The organism is Candidatus Omnitrophota bacterium (assembly GCA_040755155.1).
Lineage (GTDB): Bacteria > Hinthialibacterota > Hinthialibacteria > Hinthialibacterales > Hinthialibacteraceae > JBFMBP01.
In genome coordinates this window covers 1-13,690 of record JBFMBP010000108.1, presented here as the reverse complement: position 1 = coordinate 13,690, position 13,690 = coordinate 1, and the positions used below count along the sequence as shown (strand labels likewise).

The following is a 13,690-nucleotide window of genomic DNA, read 5'->3' as shown; positions in this document are numbered from 1 at the left end:
CGGATTTCGATCTACGCTAGGAACAAAAAAACATGGAGGCTAGGAAAATGAAAACAGTTTCCAATTATATCGAAACTTTAGCGCGCGAAAAACAAAGATCAGAAGCCGAAATTTTATCGATAGCGGTTGAAGCGGGATTACGCCAAATGTGGCGAGACCGGATTTTAGGACGATATTTGCGAAACGAGATCGGCAGAAATGAAGCCATTGAAGAAGTGGGGCTTGATTATGTCGAATTAGCCGAACGACAAAGCCAAGCTGTATTGGAGGATATGAAATGGGCGCTGGAAGGCTGATGGCTGCCGTATAAAAGAGGGCAAAGCGTTCGAGCCTGTTCGTATCGCCATAAATTCTCTTTTCTTTTCCAACTAAAAATCGGCGGACAAAGCAAAAAAAGTGGGAGTATAGAGGGCTATACTCCCGAAATACATTCTGTCGTTGGGTTATAGGAAAAGACTTATTTTCGTTGGTTGACGATTCTTTCCATATCCCTTTCCGAAAGAATCCAATAAGTATTATCGCTGAAAAAAACTCTCCGGCTAAAAAAAATCAATATAAAATCCAAGACTCGACCTTCGTAAGCTCACCATCCCGGTTGGACAGGTTGAGGATGCGCTCCAAGAGTTCGATGGTCTCCTGCAACGGCGCCGAAACCACCGCGCCTTGGTAGACGACGATTTCATTGCCCTTGTAATTAAGAGTATAAACATACCCATCGGCGATGACGTTGTCCGGCTTGTTAACTGGGGGCAGCGCCGAGAAATCGGTTTCATTTAACGATTGGCGCAACTGTTCCATTAAATCGTCCGGCGCGGCGCCGGAATTGTTGCTTATATTTCCAGCGATGTTGCTATTGCTCGTGAAATTCCCATCCAAATGCAGGTCCAACTCGCTGTTCTCGCCCGCGAATCCACCGCAGCGGTTAAAATTGATAATTCCGCTTTCCCCCTGCCCCTGATCGCCCGGCAGCGTCAAGACTTTTTCCAACAGCGCCTGAATGGTTTGCAGCGTTTCGGGAATTGCCGCTTCTTGCAGGATAACGACTTCTTTTCCGCCATAAGCGATCGTATACGTGAAGCCATCGGCGACATCGAATTCCGGTTTGTAAACGGGATCGTAAGCGGAAAAATCGGCGGCGTTCAATGCGGCCAGCAATTGGTTCCATAACTCTTCCGGAATTTTACCGAAAACGGAGGGATAGCTATCTATGATTCGGTTCATATGCATAAAATACCCGGAACTATCGATTTGGACCGAATCGTACAATCCGGCGATTCCTCCTTCCCGCGTGAAAATCAAGAAAGGCATTATTATGGGATCGATAACCGGAATATCGCCGGGTAGAGACAAGACTTTTTCCAGCAACGCTAGAATCGTTTGCAGCGTTTCGGGAATCGCCGCTTCTTGCAGGATGACGACATCCTTTCCGCCATAAGATATCTTGTAAGTAAAACCATCGGCGACTTCGTGATCTGGTTTATACACGGATTCGTAGGCGGAGAAATCGGCGGCGTTCAATGCTGTTAGCAATTCGTTCCATAAATCTTCCGGAATTTTGCCGTAAATGGAGGGACGGCTGCTGATGGAGCTGTCTCCGCGCATAAAATACCCGGAACTATCGATTTGGATCGAATCGTACAATCCGGCGATACCTCCTTCGCGCGTGAAAATCAAGAAAGACGCCGGATTCGGATCGATTATGACAGGGTCGTCAGGAATTGGAACGACATCCGGAATATCGCCGGGAAGAGACAAGACTTTTTCCAGCAACGCTAGAATCGTTTGCAGCGTTTCGGGAATCGCCGCTTCTTGCAGGATGACGACATCCTTTCCGCCATATGCGATCGTATACGTGAAGCCATCGGCGACTTCAGAATCCGGCTTATAAACGGATTCGTAAGCGGAAAAATCGGCGGCGTTCAATGCGGTTAGCAATTGGTTCCATAATTCCTCCGGAATTTTGCCGTAAACGGAGGGATAACTATCGACGATTCGGTTCATATGCATAAAATATCCGGAACTATCGATGTGGATCGAATCGTACAATCCGGCGAATCCGCCTTCCCGCGTGAAAATCACAAACGATTTCATATTCGGATCGATTACGCCAGGGTCGTCAGGTACGTCGCCGCTTACTTTAAATATCATTTCGGGAAGCGCCACGCCGTTTACTTCTCCAATCGCTTCATAGACGCCTTGGTTCAAGGCAAACGTTCCTAAAGGTTCTCTAAAAGGCGTCATAATCGTTAGAGCAGGACCATTCGGTTCGGCGATTTTTACGGATACTTTAAACGTATTGTTGTCTGTCAACTCGATATTTTTATCTTCGAACGTATAACCGGTCGAGGGAAATTCGCCGAAAAGATAGACAGTAAATTCTTCGCCTTCCCTCGGATCGGGCGGTTCGATCCACAAACGCGAGGAATAAGGGCCGGTAGGCGGTTCGGGAAGGGGGTAAGGATAATATTCCCCAAGCACCATGAATTTGTTATAAGCCGCTTCTATGCCGTTTACATAAAGGATGACGGCGTATCCGCCCGGCGGCATCGTTCCAATATTGAATTCATGCGAAATGGGAGTGATGACTTCTGCGCCGATTTCCGCTTCTTGAACATTCACCCATAAAAGAACGGCGTCCGGCAGAATTTCCGCTTTGGCGTCCGCGATGGAATAACGCGCACTCGAAAACTGGCCGTTGACCGTTATGCGAATCTCGTCCGTCGCACTAGGCATTTCCGGAGAGATCAGAATCGACGCATCGGACAGCAACGGTTTCGGTCCCGGCGTCGGCGTTGGCCGCGGTTCCGAGTAAACGGCGAACGCCATCTTATATTGCGCTACGCCATTAATCTGTCCAAGAACCGTATACCCACCGGCAGGCAGTTCGCCGAGGGACAAATGGAAAGGCTCCATACTAACAACATTAGGCGTTGGATTCGCGTTTTCTTCAACAACAACGTCGACGACGATCAGTCCGCCTTCTTGCAACGATTGACTGACCGATTTCAAGATATACTGGCCGCCGATAATTACGATCTCCCCTTGAATTTCAACCGTCTGCCCTGCAACCGGTTCCCATGGAAAGACATTGAACTTGATGCGGACATCTTCGGATGGATTTCCACCGGCAAACGCCCCGGCGTCGACCATCAATCCAAGAAATGAAAACAATCCAAAATAAACGAGTTTACGGCTAAAACGCTGCATAATTTGTTTCTCCTTTTCTATGATTCTGTGGATTCCGCCGTTCATGAACAGCGATGAAAATTGGGCGATATCATTCGCTTGCGACAGAAAACGTTTTCTTCTTTACTATATATCAACAAGATAACCAACCTGTTTCATTTTTTCATAAAATTTCGCCAATCAATCGTGCTTAAGGCTCAATATCGCCCCCTCGAACTACGCAACAACGAGCCTTCCGCTTCGCCAAGCGTCATGATTTTTGGGAAAAAAGGGAAATTCAGCCCTTTATCTTGACAGGTTAGCACATAATAGATCATAGTGATTTTAAATCGCAAATATTCGGGGGGAGGATGGCATAGATCATGACGGATTACGAAGGTCCCGTATCGATCCAGGATAACGAACTGGAAGAACTCATCGGCTTGCTAAACTTGGTTTTCCGGCCTCATGGCGGGGACATGGGTGAGAATTACCCGCGTCATGTCGGGGCGAACAACCTAGAAAATATCCGCGTCATCAAGACCGGCGGGCGCATTATGTCCCATGTTGCCGCATCGGTGCGCGCCGTGACGTTAGGAGGCATTGCGACGAAAGAAGCGGGCATCGGCGCCGTAGCCACTCATCCCGATGCGCGAGGGAAAGGTTTCGCTTCCATTCTCATGATCGACGCCGTGGCCCGCAGCGTCCAGCAGGGCGCGGACATCATGCTGATTTCGGGAGACCTGGGAGTCTACCGGCGCATGAACGCGGTCGACTGCGGCGTTTTTCCCTGTTTTCGTCTGGAGAGAGACGATCTGACGATTACGTCGGATTTCTGGCTGGAACCCGTCAATCGCAGAAATCTAGTCGACGCCATCGCCCTGCTTGAAAGCGCAAGCGTTCGCTATCTTCTGCCTTATGAGGACCTTGAGGCGTTATTGAAAAGCCGTTTCGTTATGGATAAACCTTGCGATTTGTGGATCGTCCGGCGCGGCGGCGAAGCGGTTGGTTTTGGGGCAATTCACCATAAGGGATCGGAACTCGCCATTTTGGACTGGGCGGGACATCCAGACGCGCTGCAAGCAGGGGCCTGGCTTTGGTTCAACGAGTACAAGGCGGAAAGGTTGACCTACATCCCGCCTTCCGTTTTTATGGCGCCATTAGCCTGGCGGCCGTTCATTCGCGAAAGACGCTGTTTCGACGGTACTGTCCTTGTTATAAACGCGCAACGTTTTCTGGAAAGAGCGCGGGACTTTTTAACCGTCCGTCTCGGCGAAGTAGCGATGAAAAGTCTCCGCATCGAAGCGGGAGAGCAATGGGCGAGATTTCAACTGGGCGAAAATGCGGTGGAATTCGCGAATGGCGGCGAGCTGGCGTTGCTTTTCTTTGGGTATCCCACGAAAGATATCCTCGCCGAACGCATCCCCCAGAAAAACGAACTTTACCATTTGCTCCATCAAGCGTTTCCGGTTCCGCTGGTATGGTATGGCATTGGATACGTTTGAACCTAAAAACAGTCCCCTTCGGGAGCTTCGCCCTCTCCTCAAGGATGTTGGGTATACCTCAAGTCAAATGTAAAGGGTATTATCAACGAAAATAAGAAAGGGCGCGGAGGATTTCTGCGCCCTTTCGCGTTATCGGATTGAATCGCCGTTTATTATTCTTCCGGCGGCTGATATCCAACCAGTTGAATATAGGCCATCACGGCGCCGTCGTTCATTCTTGGCCCGATTTTGAGAATTTGAGTGTAACCGCCTGGACGTTCTTGAAAATCGGGAACGATTTCCGAGAATAGTTTCTTAATGATAGATTTATCCCGGATCACCCGGCCCACTTTGCGGCGGGCGTGGACGGAATCGTCTTTGGCGGACGTGATCAATTTTTCCACTACTCCTCGCAACTCCTTACATTTCGTGACGGTGGTTTTAATCCGCCCGTGGCGCAAGAGAGATGTCGCTTGATTCGCCAGCATGGCCTCGCGATGCGAGGAAACCCGGCCCAATTTGCGTCCTTTTTTACGGTGCATCATAATAACGTCTCCAAATTGACTTATCGGCTTCGGTTAATTTTCTTCGTCGACTTCTTCCATCGTGGAATCCAAGACATCGTCGTCCAAGTCTTCTTCCAATAAAGCGGGGACGACGCCGTCTTCGTCGATAACGCCGGTTTTCAGTTGGTCGAGATCCATTCCCAGATGAAGTTGAAATTTGGTGAGAACATCCTTGATTTCATTCAGCGATTTCTTGCCGAAATTACGATATTTCAGCATTTCGGATTCGGTTTTCGAGACCAACTCGCCGATCGTCTTGATATTGGCGGCTTTCAAGCAGTTATAGGCGCGAACGGAGAGTTCCAGTTCCTCCACGCCTTTGGAGAGATACGGATTTTCCGCCTCTTCCTTGGACTCTTCTTTTTCTTCTGGCGATTCGTCTTCATCGGGAAAGTGGATGAAGAGAAAGAGGTGATCCTTAAGAATTTTTCCCGAATAAGCCAACGCTTCCTGGGGATGAATGGTTCCATCCGTCCAAATTTCGATGATCAAACGGTCGTAATCGGTGATATCGCCGACGCGCGCATTCTCGACGATATATTTTACGCGTTCGATGGGGGTGAATATCGCATCGACGAGAATCGTATTGAGTGGAAAGGATTCGGCCGCTTTGCCTTGACGCTCGGCGGAAAGATAGCCGCGTCCGACATCGACGTACAGTTCCATCTCCAAAGCGCCGTCCTTGTCGAGAGTGGCGATATGGAGTTCGGGATTCATAATCACCACATCCGGATTCGGTTCGATATGGGAAGCCTTGACTTCGCCTTCGCCGTTCGCTTGGAGGTAGAGAGTGACAGGACCGTTGCGGTAATTCTTGATGCGAAGACCTTTCAAGTTGAGGATGATGTCGGTGACATCTTCCACAACGCCCGGAATATAAGAAACCTCCTGCAAAACGCCGTTGATCCGCACTGCTTTTATCGCCGCGCCTTGAATGGAGGAGAGGAGAACCCGGCGCAACGAATTGCCCAACGTGGTTCCAAAACCCCGCTCCAACGGTTCAACGACGAATTTGCCATACCGGTCTGTAGCAGTGGTTTGGTCGATTCGCACTCGACCGGGCATTACAACAGGTTTAAACTTCATGGGATTCTATTCCCCCTTTGCTGCAAAAAGCTACAGAACAGATTTTTGGGTACACTTAGGAAGGAAATCGTATGCTCCAATCTCGCTGTATGCACAAAACCTCTTCTCGTTTTTGCTAAAAGAACTAATAGCGCTTATGCGGAATTCATTCCAGCCAACATCAATCGCCGGCGGAATACGCTTTTTTACTTGGAATACAATTCGACGATCATCTGTTCGCGCACCGGAATCGCGATTTCTTCGATATTGGGCAGGCGAATCATTTTCCCGCTGCAGGTTTCGTCGTTTCGTTGCAGCCACGAATAGTTGCCAACGGAACGGCGCAGTTGCATCGCTTCGATAATCAGAGGCAATTCACGGCTTTTTTCCTTGATTTGAATCTCCTGGCCTACACGAACCAAGAAGGAAGGAATATTCACTCTTTTTCCGTTTACCAGCACGTGATTATGGCGCACGATTTGGCGGGCTTGAACGCGGGAATTGGCGAATCCAAGACGATAAATGACGTTGTCGAGACGCCGCTCCAACAAATGAAGCAGGTTCTCGCCCGAGATGCCCCGCATCTTTTCCGCTTCAGCGTAATAGCGGCGGAATTGGCGTTCCAAAACGCCGTAAGTGCGTTTGGCTTTTTGCTTTTCTCGCAGCTGGAGGCCGTAATCGGATTGCTTGGCGCCTCGGCGTTGTCCATGCTGCCCAGGGGGATAGTTGCGTTTATTGATAGGGCATTTGGCCGAGAGGCATTTTTTCCCTTTCAGCATTAATTTGATTCCATCGGCCCGGCAGAGCTTGCAGGCAGGTCCACGGTATCGAGCCACGACATTTCTCCTTACTTATTGCTTCAATATTGCTTTTGCGTTCGTTTTGACGAATCGTTATACGCGGCGGCGTTGCGGAGGACGGCAGCCGTTATGAGGAATCGGCGTTACATCCTTGATAACCTTAATTTGAAGGCCGGCGATCTGCAGCGCTCGAATGGCCGCTTCGCGTCCAGAGCCAGGCCCTTTCACCAGCACTTCCACTTGCTGCAAGCCATGTTCTTTGGCCCGTTCCGCCGCTTCCTGGGCCGTAATCTGAGCAGCGTAGGGAGTGCTTTTCCGGGAGCCTTTAAAGCCGGTGTTGCCGGCGCTGGCCCAGGAAATGGCTTTGCCTTCCATATCCGTGATGGTTACGATCGTATTGTTGAAGGTAGCCTGAATGTGAACGACTCCTCGAGGGACGTTCTTCTTTACCTTTTTTTTGCCGCGACCGGCGCTTCGACCGCCTTTTGCCATGTCCTCTCGCTCCTAATCGATTCTATCGTGATAGGTTATCATCCCAAAAAATTATTTTTTCGCCTTAACGCCGATGGTACGGCGCGGTCCCTTGCGGGTGCGAGAATTGGTTCTCGTTCTTTGTCCGCGGCAGGGCAAACCGCGCCGGTGGCGAAGACCGCGGTAACAGCCGATATCCATCAACCGCTTGATATTCATGTTGACTTCGCGCCGGAGGTCGCCCTCGACGATGCACTCTCGTTGAATAATGGAGGTAATCCGGCCTACCTCTTCTTCTGTCAGGTCGCGTACTCGCGTGCTTTCATTCACATTGGCCAGTTTCAAGATGCGGCCGGAAAGGGTTCTTCCGATGCCGTAAATATAGGTTAATCCTATGAGTACGCGTTTATCCCTGGGTAAATCGACGCCGGAAATACGTGCCACGTTCGTTCCTCCTGAAATTCAACATTATCCTTGCCGTTGTTTATGGCGGGGGTTTTTGCAGATTACCCGCACGAGGCCTTTTCGCCGAATCACTTTACATTTTTCGCAAATGGGTTTGACGGATGCCTTGACTTTCATTCCGCTGCTCCTCTTTTCAACCAAACGGCGGGCAAAATCGGCCGCGCTTTGGTGGTTCTTCACATTAGGCCTGGCGATAGGTGATGCGTCCCCGGGTCAAATCGTATGGGGAAAGTTCCACCGTTACCTCGTCGCCGGGAAGAATGCGGATATAGTGCATGCGCATTTTCCCAGAGATATGAGCCAGCACTTTGTGCCCATTTTCCAGTTCAACGCGAAACATCGCGTTAGGCAATGTTTCGACGATTTTTCCTCTCACTTCGATGACATTTTTTTTTGCCATGCCGTTTTCCGGTAACGCCGCGTTCTACAAGAACGCTTTAGCCAACATTTCAAGAGGACATCGCCATCGTCGGCTTTTCCTCTTCGGGAAAGACGACCCCTTTGGCGGAGGTCATGATTTTAGGTCCTTCCGGCAAGATAGCCACCATATCCTCCACATGAACGGAAAGGCGGCGATCCTTGGTAACAACCGTCCAACCATCCTCCAGGACTTCCACTTCGTAGGTTCCCAGGTTGAACATCGGCTCGATGCAAATCACCAAACCAGGTTTTAGGCGTTGTCCCGTTCCTGGAGGTCCGAAATTGGGGATTTGCGGATCCTCGTGCAATTGTTGACCTACGCCGTGTCCGACAAAATCTCTAACAACGCCGTACCGGTAACGGCGGGCATAACTTTCCACGGCGTGAGAAATATCGCCGACTCGCTTTCCGCTTTTAGCGAGGTTGCAGGACATGCGCAACGCGTAATACGCCCGGCGTACGAGCAATTCCTCCGCTTCGGCGATAGGACCTATACTAAAGGTGCGGGCGCAATCACCGATATAGCCGCGATATTTCACGCCGACATCCAGGCTGACGATATCCCCCGCTTTCAACGTTCTCTTGGAGGGGAAACCGTGGACGACTTGTTCGTTGATCGACACGCAAACCGAATACGGAAAGCCGCGGTAGCCTTTGAAAGCCGGTTCGGCTCCGTATTCCCGGATCGTCTTTTCCGCCAGACAATCCAACTCGATCGTCGGAAGACCCGGTTCGGAGAGATCGATCATCCGATTCAGCACTTCGGATACTAAGTCAGCGCTTTCTTGAAGACGCTGGATTTCCTGAGAGGATTTTAGTATTATCATGCTGATCGGCGTCGAATCGCTGCTAGCAAACGTTTTACCTTCCTATGGCTTTACGTTCCGTTCCCTCAATCGATAAAAGCCAAAAAAGAATAGTATAACTTCTCTCCCTATATTTACCAAGGTTAAGCGTTACATTCCCGAGCGGCCGCGAATTTTCCCGCGGGCGCGAAAGCCGTCGTAATTTCTGACGCGCAAGTGATTTTCGATCTGGTTGACCGTATCCAACGCCACGCCAACGACAATGATGATCGAGGTTCCGCCCAAGAGATTGGCGATGGTCGACGGAATCTGCATATATCGCTGCATGATATCGGGCAACACGGCGATAGCGGCCAGAAAGATAGCGCCCGCCAGGGTAATTCGATTCAAGATTCTGGTTAAATATTCTTCCGTCCGTTTTCCGTGGCTGTATCCGGGAATCGTCGAACCGTATTTTTGCAGGTTTTCCGCCACATCTTTGGGATTGAAGGTGATGGCGGTGTAAAAATAACAGAAAAAGATAATCAGTCCAACGTAAATCAAGGAATATACTACCATGCCTTGTTGAAGATTATCGGAGAGCCATTGGAAAAAATTGTATACCCATTGAAAGGTTTCGCTGTTCGCTAAAGGCGTAGCGAAATTCAGGAAGAAGGAGGGCAAGGTCAATATCGCCGCCGCGAAGATGACGGGGATTACGCCCGCCGTATTGATGCGCAAGGGAAGGTAGGCGTTGCTTTGCGCGCCGTACATGCGTCCACCGCGCACCATGCGGCCCCGCTTGATGGGAACCCTTCTCTGGCCGTATTGGATGATAACGACGCCCGCGATAACTACGATGAGAACCGCAAAAGTAACCAGAGCATCCAAGGGCGTGAATGTCGGTTCTTCCATGGCGAGCAACACGAAAGCCTGGCTGACTGCCTGGGGTATTCTTGCTACGATATTGGCGAAGATGATGAGAGAAATGCCGTTGCCGATGCCGCGTTCCGTAATCAGCTCGCCCATCCACATGATAATCATGGTACCCGCCGTCATCGACAGCATGCACATGAATCGAAAACCCCAGCCGGGATGGTAGACGATATTGCCCCAATATTGGGAATTTTCCAGCGAGAAGGAAAGCAGGAACGATTGAAAGGCCGTGATGAACACCGTGCCGTATCGCGTATATTGGGTGATCTTTTTGCGGCCTTCCTCGCCCTTTTTGGATAGTTCTTCCAGGTAGGGGGAAGTGACAGTGAGCAATTGCAGAATAATCGATGCGCTAATATAAGGCATGATGCCTAAAGCGAAGACGGAGCAATGAAGAAAGGCGCCTCCTGCGAAGATGTCGATTAAATTGAAGAGATCGCTGCCCGTCTTCGTTGTTTTCGCCAATTCCAAGGGATTGATTCCGGGAATGGGAACGGAATGGCCGATCTGCAATAAGGCGATGATGGCCAGCGTGAAAAGAACGCGCTTTTTAAGATCGGGAATGCGGAAGATATTGGCAATCGCGTCGATCATGTTATCGGTATTCCCCGTTTATGAGTTCGCGGCGTCCGCAGCCGCCGATGGAATTTGCGGAACGCGGCGGTTCGCTTCGCCGCCCGCTTGGGCGATTTTTTCTTTCGCCGAACCGCTGAAGGCATCAGCTTGGACGACGAGCCGTTTCGACAATTCGCCGAATCCCAAGATTTTCACGGGACGGTCGGATTTTTTAATCAATCCCTTTTGCGCCAAGGCGGCGGGATCGACGGTCTGGCCGTCTTCGAAGGCATCGAGAGAAGAGACGTTCACCAGCTGAAAGACCTTTTTGTTCAAGGACTTGAATCCCCGTTTGGGAATCCGGCGCTGCAACGGCATTTGACCGCCTTCGAACCAGGGACGATACTTATTTCCCGAGCGCGATTTTTGTCCATTCATGCCGCGGCCGGAGGTTTTGCCGTTTCCCGATCCCGGACCGCGTCCTACGCGCTTCTTTTTTTTCCTTGGTGGAGCCTGGAGTTCGCCAATATGCATGATTAATCACTCTTTATTCCAATGTTAGTCGTTGATTTCCCGAACGCGCACCATATATTCGATCGATTTCACCATTCCGCGAATCTGGGGATTATCGGCGGCCACGACGGATTTGTTCGGACGCCGCAATCCCAAGGCTTTCGCCGTCCGGCGGTGCTTGGGGACTTTTCCGATCAAGCTTTTTACCAACGTAATTTCCAGTTGTTTCGCCATTATGCCATAATCTCCTTGGGATCTTTGCCTCGGAGTTTCGCGACCGTCGCAACATCTTTCAGATCTTTCAATCCCCTGACCGTAGCTTTGACGATATTCAAGGCGTTGCTGGTTCCCAAAGATTTGGTCAGGATATCCTTGATGCCAGCCACTTCCAAAATCGCGCGAACCGGGCCGCCGGCAATGACGCCCGTACCGCGCGCAGCGGGTTTCAACAGCACCTTGCCCGCGCCGAAATGGGCGAAGATTTGGTGAGGAATCGTCGTCCCCACCATAGGGACGGAAAACAGCTCTTTTTTGGCTCGCTCGATCGCCTTGCGGATCGCGTCGGATACTTCGCCCGCTTTGCCGAAGCCGATGCCGACGGAACCGTTGCCGTCGCCGACGACGACGAGGGCGCTGAAGCTGAAGCGGCGTCCGCCTTTAACGACTTTGGCTACCCGGTTGACGTGAATGACGCGTTCCTTCAACTCGGATTCTTTTTGCCTGCCTGCATTGTATACTTCAACCATAATATCTATTCCTCAATTCCGGCGAGTTCAGAATTCGAGTCCGCCCTCTCTGGCTCCTTCGGCTAATGCGGCGACCCGGCCATGATACAAATATCCGCCGCGATCGAAGATTACTTTCGTTACTCCTTTATCCATCAAGCGTTGGGCGATCAATTTGCCCACTGCTTTCGCGATCTTCTTCTTGCCGGCGATTTCCCCTTCCACGGGGGGGAGTTCGGAGACGAGGCTGCTGGCGGCGGCCAACGTGGTTCCGTCCAAATCGCTCACGGCTTGGGCGTAAATATGCTTCACGCTTCGGAATATGCAAATTCGGGGACGATCGGACGTACCGAAGATTTTCTTCCGCACCCGGCGATGCCGTTTGATCCTAGCTGCATGTTTGTTCTTCATGGTTCGCTCTCGCTCAATGCATCTCTCAATAGACGTTCAAAATTTATCTCTTAGGCCGCAAGGTTATAAATAACTCTCATTTTCCGAAGCGGAAAATTATACGTTTTTCTTGCCCACTTTGCGCCGGATATGTTCTTCGGCGTATTTAACGCCTTTCCCTTTATACGGTTCGGGCGGACGGAAGGAACGGATTTTCGCAGCGACTTCTCCGAGAAGGTGTTTGTCGATGCCCTTGACGGTGATTTCGACGTTCTTTTCCACTTCCGCGGCAATACCCGGCGGCAGTTCGTATTTGATGGGATGGGAATAGCCCAATTCCAACGTCAACATGCTTCCTTGGACTGAGGCGCGGTAGCCGACGCCGTTAATCTGCAATTTCCGTTGAAAGCCTTGCGAAACGCCATTCACCATATTGGCGATCAAAGCGCGGGAAGTGCCGTGCAGAGCGCGAGTTTGCCGTTCGTTGTTCGGCCTTTCCACAAGGAGATGGTCGTCGCTTTGGGTGACGGTAATGGGCCGAGGAATTTCAAAATCGAGCTGCCCTTTCGGCCCTTTTATGGCGATGTTCTGGCCATCGATCGCAACTTGAACGCCCGAAGGCAACGGTATGGGTAGTCTTCCTACTCGTGACATGATAACAGTCTCTCGGTTGATGGATTCTTGTTCAATACACTTCGCAAATAATCTCGCCGCCGACGCCTTGTTGACGGGCTTCTTTATCCGTCATCAAACCCCGCGAGGTGGAGACGATGCTGATGCCCAAACCGCCCAGCACGCGAGGGATGGAATCTTTTCCCGAATAGACGTGAACGCTGGGTTTGCTTATCCGTTCCAACGAGGTAATCACGCGCTCTTGTTTGGGGCCGTATTTCAAATAAACCCGGATCATTTTATGTCCGGCTTCTTCCACGACGCGATAGCTGCGGATAAAGCCTTCTTTTTTAAGGATATCGACGATTCCCAATTTCATCTTGGAGGCGGGAATTTCGACTTTTTCCTTTTTGGCTAGGTTAGCGTTGCGAATGCGCGTCAGAAGATCCGCGATGGGATCGGTAACCGGCATCGTTGCGACTCCTTCAATTTCTTAGAATTCAATTACTTATTCAAATTGCGCTTGAGAACCATCCACCCCACACTCTGCCCCTCTCCCAAAGGGCCTGATCTTTACCCACAATTCGAGAGGATTACTCAAGGGCAAAAACAACCTTGGTCGCGGTAGGGATGCCGGTTACCCGGCACCCCCCGCACAGATCCCAGCGTGCGGAACTACCGCACTGGGCTCCTGCCTCAGGTCATGACGCCCAAGCGCTCCGACGGATAGGGATGTAC

The 13,690-nt window shown here is 50.8% G+C and carries 18 protein-coding genes; 2 read left to right on the top strand and 16 right to left on the bottom strand.

Annotation, left to right across the window (positions count from 1 at the left end; genetic code table 11):
- Window positions 1-47: 47 nt before the first annotated feature.
- Complete coding sequence (locus AB1656_16365; protein ID MEW6236959.1) at window positions 48-296, top strand: hypothetical protein; 249 nt, start codon at window positions 48-50, stop codon at window positions 294-296.
- Window positions 297-549: 253 nt separating this feature from the next.
- Here AB1656_16365 and AB1656_16360 read toward each other — a convergent pair whose 3' ends face one another.
- Window positions 550-3,207: a hypothetical protein gene (locus tag AB1656_16360; GenBank protein ID MEW6236958.1), complete on the bottom strand. Its 2,658-nt coding sequence runs from the start codon at window positions 3,205-3,207 to the stop codon at window positions 550-552.
- Window positions 3,208-3,548: 341 nt separating this feature from the next.
- On the opposite strand from AB1656_16360, the gene AB1656_16355 reads away from it, so the two are divergent.
- A complete protein-coding gene (locus tag AB1656_16355; GenBank protein ID MEW6236957.1) occupies window positions 3,549-4,670 on the top strand; it encodes a GNAT family N-acetyltransferase in 1,122 nt (373 codons plus the stop codon).
- A gap of 152 nt (window positions 4,671-4,822) precedes the next feature.
- Here AB1656_16355 and rplQ read toward each other — a convergent pair whose 3' ends face one another.
- The 15 genes from rplQ to rpsH form a co-directional block, all read right to left on the bottom strand.
- Window positions 4,823-5,194 carry a 50S ribosomal protein L17 gene (rplQ, locus tag AB1656_16350; protein MEW6236956.1) on the bottom strand — a complete coding sequence of 124 codons (372 nt, stop codon included), beginning with the start codon at window positions 5,192-5,194 and terminating at the stop codon, window positions 4,823-4,825.
- A 33-nt stretch (window positions 5,195-5,227) separates the two neighbouring features.
- Window positions 5,228-6,301 carry a DNA-directed RNA polymerase subunit alpha gene (locus tag AB1656_16345; GenBank protein MEW6236955.1) on the bottom strand — a complete coding sequence of 358 codons (1,074 nt, stop codon included), beginning with the start codon at window positions 6,299-6,301 and terminating at the stop codon, window positions 5,228-5,230.
- Between the two features lie 185 nt (window positions 6,302-6,486).
- The gene (rpsD, locus tag AB1656_16340) at window positions 6,487-7,116 is read right to left on the bottom strand and encodes a 30S ribosomal protein S4 (protein MEW6236954.1); all 630 of its coding nucleotides are present in this window, start codon (window positions 7,114-7,116) and stop codon (window positions 6,487-6,489) included.
- A gap of 57 nt (window positions 7,117-7,173) precedes the next feature.
- A complete protein-coding gene (gene rpsK, locus AB1656_16335) occupies window positions 7,174-7,572 on the bottom strand; it encodes a 30S ribosomal protein S11 (GenBank protein ID MEW6236953.1) in 399 nt (132 codons plus the stop codon).
- A 51-nt stretch (window positions 7,573-7,623) separates the two neighbouring features.
- On the bottom strand, window positions 7,624-7,995 hold the full coding sequence (rpsM, locus tag AB1656_16330) for a 30S ribosomal protein S13 (GenBank protein MEW6236952.1): 372 nt from the start codon (window positions 7,993-7,995) through the stop codon (window positions 7,624-7,626).
- A 24-nt stretch (window positions 7,996-8,019) separates the two neighbouring features.
- Complete coding sequence (gene rpmJ / locus AB1656_16325) at window positions 8,020-8,133, bottom strand: 50S ribosomal protein L36 (GenBank protein ID MEW6236951.1); 114 nt, start codon at window positions 8,131-8,133, stop codon at window positions 8,020-8,022.
- Window positions 8,134-8,197: 64 nt separating this feature from the next.
- A complete protein-coding gene (gene infA, locus AB1656_16320) occupies window positions 8,198-8,416 on the bottom strand; it encodes a translation initiation factor IF-1 (GenBank protein ID MEW6236950.1) in 219 nt (72 codons plus the stop codon).
- 49 nt (window positions 8,417-8,465) lie between these two features.
- Window positions 8,466-9,263: a type I methionyl aminopeptidase gene (gene map / locus AB1656_16315; GenBank protein MEW6236949.1), complete on the bottom strand. Its 798-nt coding sequence runs from the start codon at window positions 9,261-9,263 to the stop codon at window positions 8,466-8,468.
- A gap of 129 nt (window positions 9,264-9,392) precedes the next feature.
- Window positions 9,393-10,751, bottom strand: a complete 1,359-nt coding sequence (secY, locus tag AB1656_16310; GenBank protein MEW6236948.1) for a preprotein translocase subunit SecY — start codon at window positions 10,749-10,751, stop codon at window positions 9,393-9,395.
- 18 nt (window positions 10,752-10,769) lie between these two features.
- Window positions 10,770-11,246 (bottom strand): 50S ribosomal protein L15, encoded by a 477-nt coding sequence (gene rplO / locus AB1656_16305; GenBank protein MEW6236947.1) that lies wholly within the window; start codon window positions 11,244-11,246, stop codon window positions 10,770-10,772.
- A gap of 24 nt (window positions 11,247-11,270) precedes the next feature.
- The gene (rpmD, locus tag AB1656_16300; protein ID MEW6236946.1) at window positions 11,271-11,459 is read right to left on the bottom strand and encodes a 50S ribosomal protein L30; all 189 of its coding nucleotides are present in this window, start codon (window positions 11,457-11,459) and stop codon (window positions 11,271-11,273) included.
- A complete protein-coding gene (gene rpsE, locus AB1656_16295; GenBank protein ID MEW6236945.1) occupies window positions 11,459-11,971 on the bottom strand; it encodes a 30S ribosomal protein S5 in 513 nt (170 codons plus the stop codon). The genes rpmD and rpsE overlap by 1 nt, the downstream gene beginning before the upstream one ends.
- Before the next feature lie 27 nt (window positions 11,972-11,998).
- Entirely contained in the window at window positions 11,999-12,361 is a 363-nt protein-coding gene (gene rplR / locus AB1656_16290; GenBank protein ID MEW6236944.1) for a 50S ribosomal protein L18, read from the bottom strand.
- Between the two features lie 96 nt (window positions 12,362-12,457).
- Window positions 12,458-12,994 (bottom strand): 50S ribosomal protein L6, encoded by a 537-nt coding sequence (gene rplF / locus AB1656_16285; protein MEW6236943.1) that lies wholly within the window; start codon window positions 12,992-12,994, stop codon window positions 12,458-12,460.
- A gap of 31 nt (window positions 12,995-13,025) precedes the next feature.
- Window positions 13,026-13,424 carry a 30S ribosomal protein S8 gene (gene rpsH, locus AB1656_16280; GenBank protein MEW6236942.1) on the bottom strand — a complete coding sequence of 133 codons (399 nt, stop codon included), beginning with the start codon at window positions 13,422-13,424 and terminating at the stop codon, window positions 13,026-13,028.
- Window positions 13,425-13,690 lie beyond the last annotated feature (266 nt).